General features: G+C 40.0%; 20 protein-coding genes, 1 tRNA gene and 1 pseudogene. 10 read left to right on the forward strand and 12 right to left on the reverse strand.

Annotated elements, in window-relative coordinates:
• Nucleotides 1-3: 3 nt before the first annotated feature.
• From K333_RS0105375 to crcB, 4 genes and pseudogenes are all read right to left on the reverse strand, one after another.
• Nucleotides 4-1,944, reverse strand: coding sequence for a glycoside hydrolase family 97 protein (locus tag K333_RS0105375; RefSeq protein ID WP_027452424.1), 1,941 nt, complete (start codon nt 1,942-1,944; stop codon nt 4-6).
• A gap of 32 nt (nt 1,945-1,976) precedes the next feature.
• Nucleotides 1,977-3,341, reverse strand: coding sequence for a glycoside hydrolase family 43 protein (locus tag K333_RS0105380; protein ID WP_027452425.1), 1,365 nt, complete (start codon nt 3,339-3,341; stop codon nt 1,977-1,979).
• Nucleotides 3,342-3,371: 30 nt separating this feature from the next.
• A pseudogene (locus K333_RS0105385) lies at nt 3,372-4,457 on the reverse strand (alpha/beta hydrolase-fold protein); the annotation flags it as partial.
• Between the two features lie 268 nt (nt 4,458-4,725).
• Entirely contained in the window at nt 4,726-5,106 is a 381-nt protein-coding gene (gene crcB, locus K333_RS0105390; protein ID WP_024989675.1) for a fluoride efflux transporter CrcB, read from the reverse strand.
• Between the two features lie 79 nt (nt 5,107-5,185).
• Here crcB and K333_RS0105395 point away from each other — a divergent pair, with 79 nt between their 5' ends.
• Nucleotides 5,186-5,584 carry an FKBP-type peptidyl-prolyl cis-trans isomerase gene (locus tag K333_RS0105395; protein ID WP_024989676.1) on the forward strand — a complete coding sequence of 133 codons (399 nt, stop codon included), beginning with the start codon at nt 5,186-5,188 and terminating at the stop codon, nt 5,582-5,584.
• A gap of 89 nt (nt 5,585-5,673) precedes the next feature.
• Here K333_RS0105395 and pyrH read toward each other — a convergent pair whose 3' ends face one another.
• The 3 genes from pyrH to K333_RS0105410 are packed head-to-tail and all read right to left on the reverse strand — an operon-like array spanning nt 5,674 to nt 7,504.
• Entirely contained in the window at nt 5,674-6,384 is a 711-nt protein-coding gene (gene pyrH / locus K333_RS0105400; RefSeq protein WP_027452426.1) for a UMP kinase, read from the reverse strand.
• Nucleotides 6,385-6,395: 11 nt separating this feature from the next.
• Nucleotides 6,396-7,127 carry a biotin--[acetyl-CoA-carboxylase] ligase gene (locus K333_RS0105405; RefSeq protein ID WP_024989677.1) on the reverse strand — a complete coding sequence of 244 codons (732 nt, stop codon included), beginning with the start codon at nt 7,125-7,127 and terminating at the stop codon, nt 6,396-6,398.
• Between the two features lie 2 nt (nt 7,128-7,129).
• Entirely contained in the window at nt 7,130-7,504 is a 375-nt protein-coding gene (locus K333_RS0105410) for a YraN family protein (protein ID WP_024989678.1), read from the reverse strand.
• A gap of 89 nt (nt 7,505-7,593) precedes the next feature.
• Between K333_RS0105410 and K333_RS0105415 the strand changes: the two genes are divergently transcribed.
• The gene (locus K333_RS0105415) at nt 7,594-8,046 is read left to right on the forward strand and encodes a nucleoside deaminase (protein ID WP_027452427.1); all 453 of its coding nucleotides are present in this window, start codon (nt 7,594-7,596) and stop codon (nt 8,044-8,046) included.
• 604 nt (nt 8,047-8,650) lie between these two features.
• Here K333_RS0105415 and K333_RS0105420 read toward each other — a convergent pair.
• Together K333_RS0105420 and rsmI are read right to left on the reverse strand one after the other, a co-directional pair.
• Entirely contained in the window at nt 8,651-9,499 is an 849-nt protein-coding gene (locus K333_RS0105420; RefSeq protein WP_024989679.1) for a Cbp1 family collagen-binding glycoprotein adhesin, read from the reverse strand.
• Between the two features lie 13 nt (nt 9,500-9,512).
• Nucleotides 9,513-10,244, reverse strand: coding sequence for a 16S rRNA (cytidine(1402)-2'-O)-methyltransferase (rsmI, locus tag K333_RS0105425; RefSeq protein ID WP_024989680.1), 732 nt, complete (start codon nt 10,242-10,244; stop codon nt 9,513-9,515).
• 136 nt (nt 10,245-10,380) lie between these two features.
• On the opposite strand from rsmI, the gene K333_RS0105430 reads away from it, so the two are divergent.
• From K333_RS0105430 to K333_RS0105465, 8 genes are all read left to right on the forward strand, one after another.
• Nucleotides 10,381-10,977, forward strand: a complete 597-nt coding sequence (locus K333_RS0105430) for a thymidine kinase (RefSeq protein ID WP_024989681.1) — start codon at nt 10,381-10,383, stop codon at nt 10,975-10,977.
• A 3-nt stretch (nt 10,978-10,980) separates the two neighbouring features.
• The gene (locus K333_RS0105435) at nt 10,981-12,069 is read left to right on the forward strand and encodes an AI-2E family transporter (RefSeq protein ID WP_024989682.1); all 1,089 of its coding nucleotides are present in this window, start codon (nt 10,981-10,983) and stop codon (nt 12,067-12,069) included.
• Nucleotides 12,070-12,189: 120 nt separating this feature from the next.
• Nucleotides 12,190-12,262: transfer RNA gene (locus K333_RS0105440), tRNA-Lys, on the forward strand.
• Between the two features lie 74 nt (nt 12,263-12,336).
• A complete protein-coding gene (locus K333_RS0105445; RefSeq protein WP_024989683.1) occupies nt 12,337-13,035 on the forward strand; it encodes an HAD family hydrolase in 699 nt (232 codons plus the stop codon).
• A 74-nt stretch (nt 13,036-13,109) separates the two neighbouring features.
• Nucleotides 13,110-14,063, forward strand: a complete 954-nt coding sequence (metF, locus tag K333_RS0105450) for a methylenetetrahydrofolate reductase [NAD(P)H] (RefSeq protein WP_027452429.1) — start codon at nt 13,110-13,112, stop codon at nt 14,061-14,063.
• A 25-nt stretch (nt 14,064-14,088) separates the two neighbouring features.
• Nucleotides 14,089-15,216 carry a DNA polymerase III subunit gene (locus tag K333_RS0105455; RefSeq protein WP_024989684.1) on the forward strand — a complete coding sequence of 376 codons (1,128 nt, stop codon included), beginning with the start codon at nt 14,089-14,091 and terminating at the stop codon, nt 15,214-15,216.
• 3 nt (nt 15,217-15,219) lie between these two features.
• Nucleotides 15,220-16,485 carry a PSP1 domain-containing protein gene (locus tag K333_RS12010; RefSeq protein WP_024989685.1) on the forward strand — a complete coding sequence of 422 codons (1,266 nt, stop codon included), beginning with the start codon at nt 15,220-15,222 and terminating at the stop codon, nt 16,483-16,485.
• Nucleotides 16,485-16,940, forward strand: a complete 456-nt coding sequence (locus K333_RS0105465) for a gliding motility lipoprotein GldH (RefSeq protein ID WP_024989686.1) — start codon at nt 16,485-16,487, stop codon at nt 16,938-16,940. Before K333_RS12010 ends, K333_RS0105465 begins: the two co-directional genes overlap by 1 nt.
• Nucleotide 16,941: 1 nt before the next feature.
• Here K333_RS0105465 and rodA read toward each other — a convergent pair whose 3' ends face one another.
• From rodA to mreD, 3 genes are read right to left on the reverse strand one after another with little or no spacing between them, the layout of a single operon-like run.
• Nucleotides 16,942-18,411 (reverse strand): rod shape-determining protein RodA, encoded by a 1,470-nt coding sequence (gene rodA / locus K333_RS0105470; RefSeq protein ID WP_024989687.1) that lies wholly within the window; start codon nt 18,409-18,411, stop codon nt 16,942-16,944.
• The gene (gene mrdA / locus K333_RS0105475; protein WP_027452430.1) at nt 18,392-20,242 is read right to left on the reverse strand and encodes a penicillin-binding protein 2; all 1,851 of its coding nucleotides are present in this window, start codon (nt 20,240-20,242) and stop codon (nt 18,392-18,394) included. Before mrdA ends, rodA begins: the two co-directional genes overlap by 20 nt.
• A complete protein-coding gene (gene mreD, locus K333_RS0105480) occupies nt 20,243-20,749 on the reverse strand; it encodes a rod shape-determining protein MreD (RefSeq protein ID WP_024989688.1) in 507 nt (168 codons plus the stop codon). It abuts the gene before it with no gap.
• Nucleotide 20,750: the final 1 nt, after the last annotated feature.

The raw sequence follows: 20,750 nt of genomic DNA on the forward strand, positions 1-20,750 counted from the left end.
AAATTACTTCACTAATAGCCATCCACCATTCTTCGGGATCGTTACGGTAACCTTTCGGGTCTTAGAAATCTTTATTTGCTTCAAACTGCCTTCCAACTTTGCGTTGTCTGAATACAAACGATAATTTTTACCACCTTCCAACATCGGGAGATTGATTTCCTTCTTCAATGTCTTATTCTGGGCGTTGATACCAGCAACATACCACTTATCACCACATCGACGTGCTATCACGACATACTTACCTGGATAACCATCAATAAACTTAATATCATCCCATGTCGTTGGAACTTCTTTCATAAAGTCCATTGCCCATTTAGGAGCATCCTGAAGATTATTAGGAGCTAATGCGAAATGCTGGTCTGCGCTCTGGAACAACACAGCTGTAGCCAGCGCATAGACATCAGAAGTTACTCGGGTTGTACCATGTACATTATCACGGCCATAGTGTTTGTTCAGAGCACTTCCACCAAAATCCATGCTTCCCACGGTATTGCGGATAAATGGATGCAGACAGCCATTGAAGGCCTCATTATCACAGCTACCCTGACCGAAGTGTAAATTCTCGCTGGCAAGGACAGCTTCACTTGCTACATAGTTAGGATACATACGTTCCCATCCTCGTGGCAATGTACAACCGTGGAATATACATTCTATTCCATAATCATTGGCATCAGAAAGTATCTCTTCATATACCTTCATCATAGCTTGCTTGTCACCACCGAAGAAGTCGACCTTGATGCCTCGTATACCAATACTTTGCATCCACTTCATCTCTTTACGGCGAGCTATCACATTATCCATGATGCCACGTGGTCCCTGTGGAGCATCATTCCAAGCTCCATTGGAATTATACCACAAGAAAAGAGATACATTCTTTGAAGCGCCATAGCGAGCTAAGGCTGCGATACTGTCACGACCAATCTGGGTATCCCAAAGGGCATCGATCAATACGGTCTTATATCCCATTGCTGCAGCAAAATCGATATATCGTTTTTGTTCTGGATAGGTGGTATATCCATCCATCTGTATGATCCAACTCCAAACTCCCTTACCATATTGATAATCTCTTGAGGCATCATACTTAGGACTTACAAGGTCGAAAGGTACTGTCGTCTCTACAATTGGCTTCAATGTGGTGCCAAGAGTTATTGTTCTCCATGGTGTTGTTGCAGGAAGGCCTACAGCCGGAGATACACTTCCCTGTCCATTCATCTCTCCTACCTGAGGGAAACCTATGGTATAAGTACCATCAGGTTTTCCCATCAGTCTACTTGCACAATAATTTCCATCAACACCAGTTTCTGATATCAAGACCCATCCCTTTGAACTATTCTTGAAAAGACAAGGGAAAGTATATCCTTCTCCCCATCCATTCTTACCGATTGCATCATCTACGGTATATGGAGTTTCATAACTTGGTGATGTACTTGCAAATCCATGCATCGGAGTGGCTTGTGGACAAAGAAAACTTGTAGAACCTTCTGGTAATACAAAACTTGATTTTTCTTCTTTGACTACACAACGGAGTCTTTCTCCTTTAGGATAAATTCGATAGCAGAATGCTACATCATTATCACTTACACGGAATATGATATCAAGCACCTTTTTATCTTCTTTCTTAAAGCTGCATGTCAACTCATTAGCTTCATAGTCGACATGGCTACGCTTTATTGTTTTCAAACTATAGCTATCGCTGATCTTCTTTACTGTTCCGTTCTCTGTCAACGACAACCCAGAAGATAAATCACTTGCGTCTGTGACCAATCCTAATGGAGAGGTCTTGATGAACTCTACTCCACCTAAAGTTACCTGATAAGAGGGAGTACCTCCATCATCTTTTACTGTAACAACGATCTTGCCATTAGGACTACTTATCTGTTTCTCTGCTGCAAATGAAGGCATAGCCATCAAAGCAGCAAGGAATGCAAAACATATTTTTTTCATATCGTAATTTTCTTATATCGCTTAAAACATTATTATTTCATTTCCCACCAATTGAAGTTCATCAGCTTTCTACCTTTCTGACCTCTGAAGGCAAAGATAATATCATGTACGCCAGAAGGACAATTACGTAGTTCAGAATTCAGTACGGTCCAGTATTCCCAACCACCAGTCTTAGCAACTGGAATAACTGTCAGAGGAGTTTTACTGATACTATCTGCATAGACATCAATATATCCACCTTGAGATGCACTCGCTACTTGAACAGAAATATTCGTAGCGCCATTCTTCAAGTCTACATTGCGAACTTTTATCCAACTACCATTCTTAATATCCGTTACATACACACCATCCTTGTCATTCTGTTCTGTAGTAACACCTTTAGAGTCACCTATTGTCTCAGCCTCAACCCGTTTGAACGGATCAAATGTTGCGATAGGTTTTACACCTTCCTTTGTCGGCATAATCGTTGGGAAAGTACCATCCGCATTATATTTGAATTCTTCGATAGCTGTACTTCTGTCAAATCCGCCTCCTCCAGGAAGGTTTCCCGTATGATAGAAGAAATAGCTATGGCCTTTGAAATCTACCACTCCGCAATGATTCGTAAATGAGTTAGTAGTATTCAGCTGAGGCATAATGGTACCTTTATAAGTCCAAGGGCCTAACGGTTTTTTACTCATCGAATAAGCAATATGCTCAGGTACGCCACCAGCTGCATAAAGTAGATAATAATTTTTACCTCGCTTAGAAAGCCAAGGTCCTTCTGTATAGATGTCCTTATATTTCTTACCTTTCACACGATTTGCTGGCGAAGGTGCACCAAAACTCTTTTCATTCTGATTGACAAGAGTAACGTCACCATCGAAACTGACCATATCATCATTTAGTTTAGCTTGATGAATCTCCGGATTACCCCATACGAGATAAGCGTTCTTTCCATCAACAAGAACGGTAGGATCTATATTATCCCATTTTCCGTCATCATAGAGAGGTTTGCCCAGCGCATCCTTGAAAGGTCCTGTAGGACTATCGGCTACAGCAACACCTATTGCCATACCACCAGACAACTTAGAATGGGCACAAATGTACCAATAGTATTTTCCATTACGTTCACAACATTGGGTAGCCCATGCACGATCATCCGCCCAGGTAAAACTATCCAGTCCCAAGAGCTCTCCGTGGTCTGTCCAGTTTACCATGTCCGTAGTAGAATAAACTCTCCATTGGTACATCCAGAAGAAATCTGCACCAGGTTCATCAACATCAGCATACAGATAAAGCGTATCCTTAACGACCAATGGGGCCGGATCGGCAGTATAACGAGTTGGAATAATTGGGTTTTGTGCATTTGCCGAAGCAGAAAGCATCAGAGCTAAACTCAATATTAAATTTTTCATGAATGATTTGGTTTTATTTTATTATATATATTATTTAAAAAGGTGTGGAACGAACTGGTTCAGGCATCTGCGCCAAGTCAGCCATTCGTGATGGGTACCCTGAGAGATATAGGTATCCAATTTGATTCCTGCATTCTGAAGATTCTTCACGAGTTGTGCAGTACCAATATTCTCTTCGCTTCCGCATCCAAGGAACAGATAATGCAACTTTGCATTCACCTCCTTTGGACGGGAAAATATTCCGTCATAGGTTTTATTCACGTCAAGTCCAAAGATTGCACCGCTAAAAGCACCTGCGTATGAGAACAGATCAAGATGTGTGAATACGACATCAAAAGTTTGATGACCACCCCATGACAATCCTGCCATGGCACGATGATCGCGATCTGTCATCGTACGGAAAGACTTATCTATTGTAGGAATAAGGTCATTGATCAGTACTTTATAGAAAGAAGCACCATATTGACTATTACCTGCAGTATTACTTGCACCTGATGCGAAATTAAAAGGAGCCTTTACATCACCGCTCTCCATCACGACAATCATAGGAACAGCACTTCCCTTGGCAATTAGGTTATCCATGATATTCTGCATAAATCCCTGTTTTGACCAACCTGTTTCATCCTCTCCCATTCCATGTTGGAGATACAATACTGGATAGCGTTTGTTTCCTTTTTCGTAATCAGCAGGTGTATACACCATCGCGCGACGCCATTCGCCTGTTGACTTCGCATAATATTGAAATGAGCGCACCTGACCCTTCGGAGTATTCATCTGTGGACGATAATAATCTCCTTCTGAGCCTTCTGGTATCTCTATGCCACTTGCCTGACGGTTGCAACCAAAGAAGGTATCACTAGCTGGATCTACTACAGAGACGCCATCCACAATAAGAAAATAATAATGGAATCCTACGACAAGAGGATCTGTGTAACCTGTCCAAAAACCTCTTTCGTCTTTCTGCATATCATATTTCTTGCCACAGATGTCTACTTTAACATCTTTTGCAGTAGGAGCAAAAAGCTGAAAATATGCACGATGGTTTTTATCAACTTTAGGAAATTGATTACCAGGTTCTGCCGTAGAGGCAACAACGGCATCAGAAGGAATGGTTATCACTTCATCGCATGCGGCTTGAGCATGATAGCTCAAAACTGATAAAAATAGAGCAACTACACATTTGCCCATCAAACAAAACTTTTGCATAATTTTTAGGTCTTAGTTTTGGTGCAAAGTTAATCAAAATTATCAAAATGAACTTTATGAAACGTTTCATTCTCTATATGATTTGTTTCTCACACTACGATATTAGTGCTTTTTTACACTCTATTCGTTCTTTTATACAAGAACGATCCTCTCTTGTTTCATGAAGTGTACAAGGTGTTCAAGCAAATGTCTTAGAAAGAAAATGACCTGCAAGAACTGCCAACATACCTACCAGCATACTACCGAAAAGATATAGTATGAGGAGGTAATAATTTTCTTCTTTCATAAGCGATGCACTTTCGTTCATAAAAGTAGAGAATGTAGTAAAACCGCCACAGAATCCTGTCGTCAGCAACACTTTTATCGTAGGGGTCAGATATCTTCCTGAATAAGAAAAGCCCGACAGAAAACCAATAAAGAAACATCCAAGGATATTCACAAGAAATGTAGCAAAAGGGAATGGAAATACTGCACTTGTCTGAATCAGTTTTGAAACCAGAAATCTTAATCCTCCGCCGAAAAAGCTACCCAAACCTACGATAAAAAAATCTTTAAGCATTACAATATATATTTTGCATGTAAAATTACAAAAAAATTTGATTATTATCATTATCTTTGCCAAAAATATTATACTACACATGGCAAAAAAGGATTATATCATAGCCAACAAACGTTGGCTTGAGGAAAAAGCTAAAGAAGAAGGGGTACTGGCTCTCCCTCAGGGCATCTATTATAAGGTTTTAAAATCGGGAGACCCTAACGGTCCTCAACCTTCACGTCGCAGTATCGTCACAGCCCACTATACGGGATGGACGATCAATGGAAAAAAATTTGATTCGAGCAGAGGAGGTACTCCTTTTGCTATGCGGTTAAGTGACTTGATAGACGGTTGGATAGTTGCCATGCAGAAGATGCACGTCGGAGACCAATGGGAATTATATATTCCTGCAGAAATGGGATATGGTAAGTTCTCTCAACCTGGAATTCCCGGAGGGTCAACTCTGATCTTTGAAGTTGAACTCTTAGGAGTGGGATGAACTATCCCCAACATTCAAAAACAATGCCGGTCGTCTATACCTTAAATAAATATAGCAGACCGGCATTGTCGTTTATTTTATTCCGTTGATCAGTTATGTACTAATGTACCAATTTCTTCACCATCCATGACCTTCTTCAAATTACCATATACATCCATATTGAAGACATAGATAGGAAGATTGTTTTCCTTACACATCGTTGTTGCTGTAAGGTCCATCACCTTTAATCCGCGTGTATAGATTTCATCATAAGTGATATCAGAAAACTTCGTTGCGGAAGGATCTTTCTCTGGATCGGCAGTATAGATGCCATCTACACGTGTACCCTTAAGCATGACGTCTGCTTCTATTTCGATACCACGCAGAGAACTACCTGTATCTGTTGTGAAATATGGTGAACCTGTACCGGCAGAGAAGATACAAACGTAACCAGCCTCCATAGCTTCGATGGCTTTCCACTTGCTATAGAATTCACCGATCGGTTCCATACGGATAGCGGTAAGCACCTTGGTCTTAACACCCAAAGCACCTAGGGCACTACTCAAAGCCAGAGAATTGATCACCGTAGCACACATACCCATCTGATCACCCTTTACGCGATCAAAACCTTTCTGACTGCCGCTCAATCCACGGAAGATGTTACCACCACCGATAACGATTCCTATCTGGACACCCATCTCGTGAACTTCCTTGATTTGCTTTGCATAATCCGACAAGCGGTCGGGATCTATTCCAAAGCCTTGATTTCCCATCAAGCTCTCTCCTGAAAGTTTCAGAAGAATTCTCTTAAATCTTGCCATATTCTTGTTTTTTATATAATAAATTCTACTTCCTTGAAAGCATATTCTCGCATCACGCCTTCACGGTCTCGTAAGATTAGATGACCGTTATCCTCTACTTCTACTATTGCGGCCTCAAATTCGCCATCTGCATCACGGAATTTCCAAAATCCATGCTTGCGATACAGGGAATCGTGATAGAGAGCCGTAAGGTCGATATAATCTCCCTCTACCACCAGACTATAGCACTTCTCAAAAGCCTTGATGACTTTGTCCAATAATTCTTTCCGGTCTACATCATGTCCTAAGATCTGTCGAAGAGATACAGGATTAGGTGCATCACTTTTGAATTCTTGTTGATTGACATCTATCCCGACACCAAAGATACAATTCTTGATATGTCCGTTACCTAAGGAAGTCTCTATAAGTGTGCCACTGATCTTTCGGTCTTTCCAATAAATATCATTTGGCCATTTCAAGGTGATGTCGTCTACATAACTGCCGATAGCCATCTTCAAGGCCAAAGCACCTGCCATCGATAGAAGGAACTGACGAGCCACAGGTACCATTACGGGGTGTATCAGCATGGAAAAAAGTAGATTCTTACCACGCTCACTCTCCCATCGATTTGTTCCCTGACCACGACCGGCACTCTGGTAATCAGCAACGGCAACAACCAAATCTGCCTGATCTGCAGACTTGTACTTCGTCAAATAATTATTGGTAGAATCAACTTCCTGCAGTTCTATAATTTCAACTTTCATCTTTATAACAATAAAGGATTAAAGGCATTTTCAATATGTTCTATCTTGTCTATCATAGGTTTTACACCTACTATCGAGATAATATCAAAACGCACTTCATTACTTATATTATATTGTCGTATATATGTATCCGCAGCCCATCCTAGATTACGGATTTTTCGATAGTCTACAGCCTCTATAGGATTTATATAGTCATTGGTACTACGTGTCTTCACCTCTATAAAGACCATGATTTTGTCGTCTGGAGTCAAAGCAATAATATCGATATCTCGCTTTCCACATTTCCAGTCTCGCTCACATATTCTATATCCTTTTGATTCAAGATAGTGTGCGGCCTCATCTTCTCCCCAAACGCCTTCTTCATTATGTTGTGCCATATCATTCAAGTCATTGGACATGCAAAAATACGATTTTTCTGCTACATCATCAAAGTTTTCTTTGTATTTTTGCAGAAATAACAGAAATTATGGAACAGGAGAATCAACAGAAAAAAGATGAATTTTTCATGCGTAAGGCACTCATAGAGGCCGAAAATGCCTATCAAGAAGGAGAGATTCCTATTGGAGCTATTATTGTCTGCAAAGGTCAGGTCATTTCTCGAGCCCACAATCTCACCGAGACCCTGCACGATGTCACCGCCCATGCAGAAATGCAGGCTATTACTTCTGCTGCGGATTCTCTAGGAGGAAAATATCTCACCGACTGCACATTGTATGTTACTGTAGAACCTTGTATCATGTGTGCGGGTGCCATAGGTTGGGCGCAAATTCCAAGAGTGGTATATGGTGCTCCTGACGTCAAAAGGGGATTCCGGGAGTATGCTCCTCATGCTATGCACCCTAAAACAGAAATCGTTTCCGGTGTTCTTGAGGATGAATGCCGCGAACTGATGCAGAGGTTCTTTAGGGAAAGAAGATAATGTTTTTGACATCTGGATTTGTTGCATTATCAATTTGAATTCAGGCGCGTTAAAATTACTTTTTATATGTTAATTTGCCATCACTAGAATGTGCTCATAATTCACAAATTCACTTTTTATAATCGGATGATTGTGAATATCAGAAGCACAAAGATTTTATAACATTTTGACTATCAGGTAATTACAACTTAGCACTTTATTTTTCCTGCTAAAAAATGGCTCAATATGCCTTTTCTTGACCAAATGCATATAACTATATCAGCCTACGTCGTTAACTGCGTGACCATACGAAGTTAACTTCATCAGCCTATGCAGTTAACTGCGTTGGCAAACGCATATAACAAAAGACAGAAAAATACGTAATTGAGAGAAAAATCTTATATTTTTGAGGAGTTAAGTGACCATACATTCTCTAGATGACGAGAAAAGTCGACATGTTTTATTTTAACATTTATGGATATCATGTTAAATTAATTAACCGTTAAAATCTCTTGAGACTACAAATCTATCAATAAAGAAATCTCCTTTTCTTCAAACAAAAAAAAGAGAAACCGGACAAACAATAAAGTCCGATTTCTCTTTTCTCAAAAACTATTCTATCCTCTTACTTTACTAAGATAACCAAATATTTGCTGGTACTCCAGAATAACTGAGGATTTGTAATCGTCAGAACAAACTGCTTATTATTATCACGAGTTAATGTATAACTACTTGATGGATGTGCTGTAAGCAATCTTGCACTCTTAGAATACAACTTGATCTGCTTGTCGACACGAATATCAATCTTGGTGAAGTAGTTCTTGTTGAAGCTTGAATTAAGAACCTTACCGCCCTCAAGAATGTGCTGATCCTTTAGTTCCTTCTTGGTACCAAATACATACCAAGCGGTATTCAACTGCTTGTCTTGCTGACTGATCATCTGACTCTTCGCAGCGCTCTCATTATTCAAATTACTTACATTAGTATTCAGATTATTGATCGTCTCATCGAGTTCTGAGATATGAATATCCTTAGAATCGAGTTCTTCTCTTAACTTCTGAAGTTGCTTATCTTTCTCTGTCAACTCCTTAAGCAAGTTCTCAATAGCCTTCTTAAACTGCTCACCCTTGAGACTACTGCCCTTGAGTTGTTCACGTAGTTTGTTAATCAATTCACGATTGGCCTGCATACGCTTAGCAATGAACTGCACATTCTCTTTCAACATACGAGAACGATTTGCGCCTTCACCACTCTTTGCCAAATTTACGCGGTTTTCAGCATCGTTTATCTGACGGAATCCCTCCTCTATCTCATTGAAGGTACCCATCATATCATTAATTTCATTGTCCTTTTGAGCGATAACCTTATTAAGTGAATCGTTCTGGGCTAAACCAGCAAGGTCTGCGGTCTTGTTGTTCTTACATCCTGTCAAAGCCAAGGTAAACAGACAGGCAATTAGCAATAACTTTCTCATAATTAAATTTATTTTAGTTCTTACTCTGTTTTCTATTTCTCCTCTCCTCCTTAAGTTCTTCTTTCAGAACTTTCGGATCTTTTCCGGCTAAAACGATAACAAATTCACCTTTTGGATCTACTTCGGTGAAATGTTGTATCACTTCTGCCAGAGTTCCTCGCACGCTCTCTTCGTGAATTTTGGAAATTTCACGGCAGCAACTTACCTGACGGTCTTCGCCGAAAACTTCGGCAAACTGCTGCAGAGTTTTTAACACACGATAGGGAGATTCATAGAAAATCATTGTCCGCGTTTCATTCTTCAAAGATTCCAGATGAGAGGCTCTGCCTTTCTTTTGAGGCAAGAATCCTTCAAAACAAAATCTGTCACAAGGTAATCCTGATGATACGATAGCAGGAATGCAAGCCGTTGCACCCGGCAATGTCTGCACAACAATACCCTCTTTCGCTGCTTCACGGGCAAGATAGAATCCCGGGTCGCTGATACCCGGTGTTCCTGCATCACTAATCAAAGCTACTGTCTGTCCCGCTTTCAATTTTTCTATAACTCTCAACGTTGTGCCATGCTCATTGAACTTATGATGAGCCTGTAAATGATTTTTTATATCAAAATGCTTTAATAGAACACTCGAAGTACGAGTATCCTCAGCTAAAACAAGATCGGCTTCCTTTAATATTCGGATAGCGCGAAGTGTCATGTCCTCCATATTACCTACCGGAGTAGGAACAATATACAATATTCCCATATAGCATACAAATGTAGACAAATATTCGTAAGGTGCAAAATATTCTGTAATTTCTTTGCAATTTTTAAAAGGTCGAATGATTTTCCGCTTTTTTATTTTGTTTTATATACGATTTACACTACCTTTGCAAACGAATATGATGGAAAATTTAATAGGAGAAGTACACCGTCCAGGAAGAATTGAAGTGGTATGCGGGTCGATGTTCTCTGGTAAGACAGAAGAACTCATTCGAAGAATGAAACGCGCTAAGTTTGCCAAGCAAAGGGTTGAGATTTTCAAGCCTTCTATCGACATACGCTATTCTGAGGAAAATGTCGTCAGCCATGACCATAATGCCATACATTCCACTCCTATCGATTCATCTTCTAGCATATTGCTGCTTGCTGATGATATTGATGTCGTCGGTATTGACGAGGCTCAATTTCTGGATGACGGTTTGATTGACGTATGTAATACCTTGGCAAATCGAGGCGTTCGAGTAATCATCGCAGGACTTGACATGGACTATCAAGGGCATCCTTTCGGACCTATACCTGCGCTCTGCGCTATTGCCGACGAGGTAACCAAGGTGCATGCCATCTGCGTGAAATGTGGTGCCCTCGCCTATGTGAGCCACCGTTTGGTAAAAAACAATAAACGCGTTTTGTTAGGTGAGAAAGATGAATACGAACCTCTTTGCCGGGAATGTTACCAAAAGGCTATTGAAGCTGAAAAGAAACAAAATACCAAGTAGGATATGGAACAGAAAATTACTTTTGATAAACTAATACGATGGATCGGAATCACACTATTGATACTGACCGTGTTGTTTATGGTAAATTACCTAAGCAATGTCTTGCTACCGTTCTTTATTGCCTGGCTCTTGGCTTACTTATTATATCCTATCGTTAAGTTTGTACAATTCAAGATGCATGTCAAAATACGTGCCATCGCTATCATCATAACGATGATTGGGGTCATCGGTGTCATTGCGGGAATCATGTATCTCATCATTCCTCCTATGATTGACCAGTTTGCAAAACTCAGCGACATACTTTCCAATTGGGCGCATCATACTGCTCACACCAATAACATCACGGGACTCGTACAGAACTGGATTCAGGAAAACCAGGGACTGATTGAGAACTTCCTTAAAAGCAAGGACTTTAGCGACACGCTGAAGACTGCCATGCCTAAGGTTTTCGCTGTTGTCGGGCAAACTGCAAATGTAGTGATCAGTATCATCGCTTCGCTCATCACCTTATTATATATGTTCTTCATCCTCATGGATTATGAGTATCTGACATCCAATTGGATCAGAATCTTTCCTAAGAAGAACCGTCCTTTCTGGCACGAACTGGCAAGTGACGTAGAGCGTGAGCTAAATAATTATATTAGAGGACAGGGTGTCATCGCACTCATCATGGGTATACTGTTCTGCATCGGATTTACAATCATCGGTTTCCCTATGGCTATTGGCTTGGGAATATTGATCGGAATACTAGACCTCGTACCGTATCTGCATACATTCGCACTTATCCCAACTGCTTTCCTCGCGGTACTGAAAGCTGCAGACACGGGACAGAATTTCTGGATGGTATTCGGTTCGGCTGTCTTGGTATTCTGCATCGTGCAAATTATCATAGACATGATCGTGACGCCAAAGGTCATGGGAAAAGCAATGGGACTGAACCCTGCCATCTTGTTGTTAAGCTTATCAGTATGGGGAGCTATACTTGGTTTTATCGGTTTGATCATTGCCTTACCGTTAACAACTTTGATTATGGCTTATTGGCAAAGATATGTAACCAAGGAACATCTAGACAAGGAAATTGAGAAAAAATGAAGATTATTCGCAAAAAAGTCGCAAATAATTTGGGAGTTTCAAAAAAAAGATGTACCTTTGCACTCGATTTAAAAAATCACCTATTTACATAGGTCTAGCTTTCGAAAGAAAGATGGGATCGGTTCGCTAGCTCAGCTGGTAGAGCATCACACTTTTAATGTGAGGGTCATGGGTTCGAGCCCCATGCGAGCCACTCGAGAGAGAAGAGGCAATTGCAGTAATGCAGTTGCTTTTTTTTATTTTTTTAAAATATCATTTTCCCTAATCATGAGTGCATTTTCAAACATAAAATTAATTGCTTTCGATGCTGATGATACTTTATGGGATTGTCAGTCATACTTTGAAAAAGTAGAAAAAGAATATTGCGAAATTTTGTCTAAATGGGGAAATTATCAGGAAATATCTGAAGCCTTGTTCCAAACAGAAACCAAAAACATGGATTTACTTGGTTATGGTTGTAAGGCTTTTACTATTTCTTTAATAGAGAATGCGGTAAAACTAAGTCACGGGGACATCAATGGTAATGATATTCAGAAAATCATAGAGCTCAGTAAAACGCTTCTGAAACTCCCGAGCACACCTCTCCCAGAGGTTGAAAAGACACTCCATGAGATAAGAAGAATGGACAAATATGACTTGGTCATCTTTACCAAAGGGGAAATCCTTGACCAACAAAATAAAATCAAACGCTCAGGACTAGAAAAATATTTCGATGATGTCGTCATCGTCTCGGACAAAACCCGAGAGGAATACGTAAAACTATGTCGAGAACATGATACAGGAATCAATAACCTATTGATGATCGGAAACTCTTTTAAATCTGATATCAAACCTGTATTGCAGTTAGGTGGTTATGCTGTCCACATCCCGTTCCATGTAGAATGGAAACATGAGGTAACTGATGAGTACGACCACAATCATCTTATTCGCTTGCAGCAATTCTGTCAATTAACAGAAATCCTCTGATACAGTTTTTTTACTAAAAATAAAGGATTCATCTTTTTTTTTAGTATATTTGCAACCAAATGGACTAATAAAAGATGAACATTTTTGAATTATTACACAACAATAAAACTGAAAAGCATTTCTCTTTTGAGGTGTTACCGCCTCTTAAAGGAAACGGAACCACTAGTTTATTTAAAACTATCGATATTTTAAAGGACTACAATCCCTTATTCATCAATATCACCAACCACTCTAGCGAATACATATACAAAGAGTTGGAAAATGGTCTTATTGAAAGGAGGCGTGTGCACAGACGTCCGGGAACTGTGGCTATAGCTGCTGCTATACAAAACAAATATAGAATTCCTGTCATTCCGCATATCATCTGCAGTGGGGCTACAAAGGATGATATAGAATATGAATTACTCGACTTGCAATTCTTAGGAATCAGCAATCTGTTCATCCTTCGTGGTGATAAGGCTCATGAGGACAAACATTTCACCCCTGTCAAAGGAGGATATGCTCATGCTACAGAACTCATAGAACAAATTAATCGATTCAATGAGGGATATTTCGTTGACGGAACTCCTATCAAGCATCCTGGACACCATTTCGATTATGGCGTTGCATGCTATCCTGAGAAACACGAAGAGGCTCCTAACCTTGAACAGGATTTGATCCACCTGAAAGAGAAACAAGACTTAGGGGCACAATACGCTGTAACACAGTTGTTTTATGATAACCAGAAGTATTTTGATTTTGTAGATAAAGCTCGGGATATGGGAATCACTATTCCTATCATCCCTGGCATAAAACCTTTTGCGAAACTGTCTCAACTGACAATAGTACCAAAGACTTTCCATATCGATTATCCAGAAGAATTGGCTACGGAGGCTCTCAAATGCAAAACTGACGAGGAAGCCAAAAGCTTGGGCATCGAATGGACGACTCACCAAATAGAGGATCTATACAAACATGGTATCAAGAACGTTCACTTCTATACAGTATCTGCTGTAGACAGCGTAAAGGAGATTTTAAACAGATTATAAACGTTCACAAGGATATACGAGAAGCATGAAATTTAGTGAAGTTATAGGCCAAAAAGAAGCATTAAAACTTTTGCGCGATTTAGCAGAGGAGCAGCGCATTCCGCACGCTATCTTGTTTACGGGTCCTGAGGGATCTGGTAAAATCGCTATTGCTTTGGCTTTTGCATCCTATCTGTTAGGAGAACGCGATGACGAGGGTAATAATCGTCAGGCTGAAGCGATGCTGAAAAAATGGGAGCACCCAGACCTACACTTCACATATCCAACTATAAAACTTCCTTCCTTCACTAGTGACCATCAACCTATAAGTGATGACTTCTCCAAGGAGTGGCATGAACTACTCATGCAGGGGCCGTACTTTTCTTTAGAGCAATGGATGACACAAATGGGGGCTGCAAACCAGCAGGCGGTCATCACAGGAGCAGAAAGTGATGAAATATCCAGAAAACTTAGTCTGAAATCAAGCCAGGGTGGTTACAAGATCAGTATCATCTGGTTGCCTGAGCGTATGAATGGAACTGCTGCCAATAAGTTATTAAAACTATTGGAAGAACCGCCTCATCAGACAATCTTTATGCTTGTCAGCGAACATCCTGACCAGTTGCTGGAAACGATAAGAAGTAGAACTCAGCGATTTGAGATCAAGAAAATCGATAACGAGGCTCTGGAAAATGCACTTGTCGAACGAAGGGGCATCGATGGTGACTCTGCACACAGAATAGCAAGATTCGCTAACGGTAATTGGAACAAGGCCTTGGAGGAATTAGACGCTGGAAATGAAAATAATCAGTTCCTCGACATGTTTATCATGCTTATGCGCTTGTCATATATGAGAAATATCCATGACCTTAAAAAATGGAGTGAAGCTGTAACTTCTTTTGGACGTGAGAAACAAAAAAGAATGTTAGAGTATTTCCTCAGGTTGGTCCGAGAAAACTTCATGTACAACTTTCAAAAGCCAGAACTGATCTATATGACGCAAAATGAAGAGAACTTCTCTAAGAATTTTGCAAGATTCATCAACGAGGCCAATATCATTGATATTTCAAATTTACTAAATAAGGCATTGCGTGATATCGGACAAAATGCAAATGCTAAAATTGTATTCTTCGATATCGCCTTAAATATGATTGTATTGCTTATTAGAAAATAATATATGGATTATAATAATTTAGATTTTAAATCATGCAATGACTGTGACCGAGGTCTTTGTGCCTGCGCAGTCGGAAGACAAGATAGACAACTGAACACTTACGATTGGTTGGCTGATGTGCCAGGAAATGCACAAAGCACCGATCTTGTTGAAGTTCAATTTAAAAATACCCGAAAGGGGTATTATCATAATGTCAACAACCTAGATTTAAAAAAGGGGGATATCGTTGCTGTGGAGGCTAACCCGGGACACGACATTGGTGTCGTCACATTGACAGGACGTCTCGTAAAACTGCAACTGAAAAAGGCTAACCTGAAATCGGCTGATGACATCAAACGTATTTACAGAATTGCTAAACCTGTAGATATGGATAAGTATCACGAGGCTAAGAGTCGTGAACATGGAACGATGATACAGAGTCGACAAATTGCAAAAGACTTAGGATTGCAAATGAAAATCGGTGATGTGGAATATCAAGGTGATGGAAACAAAGCTATATTCTACTATATCGCTGACGAAAGAGTCGACTTCAGACAATTAATCAAAGTGCTTGCTGACACTTTCCATATCCGAATTGAGATGAAGCAGATCGGTGCAAGACAGGAAGCTGGTAGAATCGGTGGAACAGGACCTTGCGGACGTGAACTGTGCTGTGCTACTTGGATGAAGAATTTCTCTAGTGTAAGCACAAATGCTGCACGTATTCAGGACATATCTCTGAATCCTCAGAAACTGGCTGGTATGTGTGCTAAACTTAAATGCTGTCTCAATTATGAGGTTGACGACTATATGGAGGCTAGTAAGAATCTTCCTAGCAAGGAAATTATTCTTCAGACAAAAGACAGTGATTATTATCTTTTCAAAACTGATATCCTTGCCGGCATGTGCAGTTATTCTACTGATAAGAACCTTGCGTCAAATCTAGAAACGATTACTGCTGAACGTGCTCGACAAATCATCGAAATGAACAAGCATGGAGAGAAGCCTCTCTCTTTATTGGAGGATAATCAAGAAAGACAAACGCAAAAGCATATTGACCTGCTCGCTGATGCTGATGTCAGCCGCTTCGATAAGGCTAAAAAGAAAAAGAAGAAGAAGGGAAATAAGAATTCTCAAGCAGGCGGCAATAAGCAGCCTAACAACAAGCAGGCTACTCCTAATAACAAAACTTCGGAACATAGCAAGGCTAACAAGAACGGAGATAACAGACGTTCTAATAACCGTCAACGCCAAAACAAAAACAACAAGTCTGAAGAAAATAAAGGATGATGAAAAAAGTATTCTATGGAATATTAGCAATAATGGCTGTCACAGCCTGTACAGGGAACAAGGTGTATGATACTTATAATCATACACCAATCTCTGGATGGGAGAAAAATGACACTCTGATATTTGACGTTCCTGCAATGGCAAAAAGTGGATCGTATCAGGAATTTCTCGGACTTAGAATCAATGGTGCTTATCCTTTCATAGGACTAACCTTAATCATTGAGCAAACTAAATATCCACAGAATTTGACTCAAATTGATACGGTCAACTGTCAATTGATAAATAAGAACGGAACATATAAGGGACAAGGGGTTGCCTCTATTCAATATAAATTACCGGTCTCAATTCTTCAATTGGAAAAGGGTGACTCTCTTCATATATGTATCCGACATGATATGAAACGGGAAATACTCCCAGGAATAAGCGAAATCGGTATAGAGTGTATTAGGAAATAATCTACACTCTTACCAAATTTCTTCCTGCATCTATCCTAAGAAAGATAAAAAGAAGTATCGTAAATCCCCATAATGATGATCCACCATAACTAAAGAATGGCAGTGGAATTCCGATAACAGGGGTTAGCCCTAATACCATGCCGACATTGATGAATACATGGAATAGGAATATACTTAAAACACAATAACCATAAACACGCCCAAACGTAAATGGTTGGCGCTCGGCTAAATATATTAATCGTAATATCAAAGCAAGGAATAATAAAAGAACACTTGCTGAGCCAAAGAATCCTTCCTCCTCGCCAACTGTACAAAAGATAAAATCTGTGTCTTGCTCTGGAACAAACTTCAATTTGGTCTGTGTTCCATTCAAAAAGCCTTTTCCGAAAATGCCACCGGAACCTATGGCTATCTCACTTTGATGGACATTATATCCTGCTCCTGCCAAGTCTTCATCCAATCCCAATAATACATTAATACGAACTCGCTGATGGGGCTCCATGACATTATTGAGGACATAATCTGCCGAGCAGAAAAAGAGCATTGAACCAAGTGTAAAAGCTGCTATGAAAAAGTAGTTTCGAACTCTAGAGCCAAGACCGTGATACAACAAGTAGATTACTATAGAAACGGTAATTATCAATTGTACCCAGATGATATCAAAACGTATCACATATTCGGAGAAAAGTAATGCCAATATTGTCACTGACACGCAACCTACTCCTATCACCAAGGCATGTCCACGATCTCGACAATACTCATAAACCATGCCTACGGTGAAGATATGTATTAAAAGGAATACTACAAACTTACCTACGGATGTAGGAATATCCCATAAGAGTACATTCTCATATTTTATACCTACGACAAAGTATACTACCATTGCAAAGGCCGTAAACAAAATACAGCCTGGCATACCTTCACGATATAGTGCAAGGAAAAATACTAGATATACAAGTGCGGAACCTGTTTCTCTCTGACCGATAATCATCAGAACAGGAAGGAAGATGACGCAGCAAGCTGTTGCAAAATGCTTCCAATTCTGCATAACAAACCCATAGGTGCTCAATAATTTTCCCAATGCTAATGCTGTGGCAAACTTAGCAAACTCTGCCGGCTGTAATCTCACTGGCCCCAGTACGAGCCATGAACGTGAACCTTTAATACTATGAGGATTGAATATCGTAACAAACAACAAGAGCACTAATGCCGCATAAAGAACATAAGCAAATGTATCATAGAAACGATCATCCAGCATCAATAAGACAAAGCCAAGCATTATCGAAGTTCCTATCCAAACAATCTGCATGCCTGAACGGGAACTCAAACTAAATATTTCGGTATCACCATAAGTATAGCTGGCACCACAAACGCTAAACCATCCAAATATAAGAAGACATATATAGATGGCTACTGTCCACCAATCAAGTGCACGTAAAATGCTAGTTTGTCTACCTGTTTGCCTTTCCATAACCTATTCTCCGCTTTTGTAATTCATCAGCTTCTCGTGCCATTGCAGGAGATAACTTTCCTTTTATATACTGTTCAAAAAGTACACCGGCAATAGGGACTGCAAAATCAGCACCGAATCCTCCATTCTCTACATATACTGCTATTGCTATCCTTGGATTATTCATAGGAGCAAATCCCATGAAGACAGAGTGGTCTTGTCCCCTATTCTGGGCTGTACCTGTCTTTCCACAAATCGGAAAATCCAAATGCCTCAAATACTTACATGTTCCACCTAGGACGGAACTCCTCATACCTGCCACTACATAATTGTAAGCTTGTCGACTTGCCTTTGTGTAATGGCGATGGCGATACAGAGTATCTAATGGCTCGCCTTTTACTCTTTTCACAACATGAGGTATATAATAATAGCCACGATTAGCTATTGTCGCACCCAAATTCGCAATCTGCAAAGGAGTTAGGTTTACCTCACCCTGACCAATTGCAATACTGATTATCGTCAATCCGTTCCAAGAACCGTGATAAGCTTTATCATAGAATTGGGCATTAGGAATCAGTCCTCGCTTCTCACCAGGTAAATCTATACCTAACTTGTACCCAAATCCCATACTTACCATATAATCACGCCAAGTGTTCATTGCATCTTGCACGCTCTTATACTTTACACGGTTTTGCATCATATGATATAAGCCCCAGCAGAAATAACCATTACATGACGTCGCAATGGCATCTATCAATGCCAATGGAGATGGATGCCCATGGCAACCTACATGAAGACCTTTATATGAAAATCCATGATTACATGGATATTGAGTATGCAAATTAATAATCCCCTCCGTAAGATAAGTTAACGCCTGAGTGGTCTTAAAAGTAGAACCAGGAGGATACTGTCCCATTATACTACGGTTAAGGAGAGGTTTCCAAGGATTCAAAGATAGCTTTGCATGGTTTTTTCCTCTATTCCGTCCCACCATAATACGTGGATCATATGTTGGTGAAGAAACCATAGCCAAGACTTCACCCGTACTAGGTTCAATAGCGACAATGGCACCAATCTTACCTTGCAGCATACGCTCCCCCAAGGCTTGCAAGTTTAAATCGATACCCAAGGTTAAATCCTTTCCTGGAATAGGACGCTGATCAAGCCTTCCATTCTGATAATTACCTTGTATTCTACCATGAGCGTCACGTAAAAGAATCTGTACACCCTTTACGCCACGAAGCTGTTTTTCATAACTCTTTTCAACACCCGTCTTACCGATAAAATCGCCTGGCTGGTAATAATCGTCATCTTCTATATCAGCATCATTAACTTCTCCTACGTCACCAAGTACATGAGCAGCATAAGGATATTGATATTGACGAATACTACGTCGCTGCATATAGAACCCTGGAAAACGAAACATCTTCTCTTGGAAGACACTGAACTCTTTATCGGATATCTGACTCATGAAGAGCTGTTGGGTGAAACGAGAATATCCAGGATTCTTGGAATAATCCTTGATATCATTCATTCGTTTGATAAAGAATTCCTTTGTTATGCCCAAAGTCTTACAGAATTCAAGCGTATCCAAATGTCCCTTCTCTTCGTTCATCACAACCATGATATCATAGGCAGGTTGATTATATACCATCAACTTACCTTTCCTATCGTAGATGACTCCACGAGAAGGATATTCTATTTTCTTGAGAAAAGCATTAGAATCAGCATTTTTCTTGTAATCATCGCTCATAATCTGGAGCGTAAAAAGGCGGATGATATAAACCAACACCACAATAGCGGCTATACCACCGATCACAAAACGCCGATTCTCAAGACTATATTCTTTCATCTATTTTCTAAAGTTCTCTATTGTAAGCAAAAGGATCATAGTGATCAAGTAGCTTCCTAAGACGCACTCCAACCATTGAAGCCAATTAAAGAATGTAAATGTCTCGAATGTAAAAAACAAGAGACAATATACAAAAACCATAATCAATGCATAATAAACAAAAGAACTTCCACCCATAGTTCTCATAGATGGTACCACATCCTCACCCGTCTCACGGGCATCTCTCGGGATAAAGAGATTCAACAAGACTGGTTGAAGAGCACCTAAAATGGTCATTGATGCCGCTGCGACACCAGGAGTGTTTGAGAAGATATCAACCATAAGACCTAACGAGAAAGACCATAACAATACGCCCCATTTAGGATAATTACGACGAAAATGTAACACTAAATAGACATACAATAATGGTGTCGCACAGTTTAACAGATGAATATGATTCAACACAAGTACCTGTGCCAACAAAAGAACAACAAAAGTAAAGAAGCTTCGAAGCGTTTCTATATTCATA

Origin of the sequence: Segatella albensis DSM 11370 = JCM 12258, assembly GCF_000426565.1 — a bacterium.
GTDB classification, from domain to species: Bacteria; Bacteroidota; Bacteroidia; order Bacteroidales; family Bacteroidaceae; genus Prevotella; species Prevotella albensis.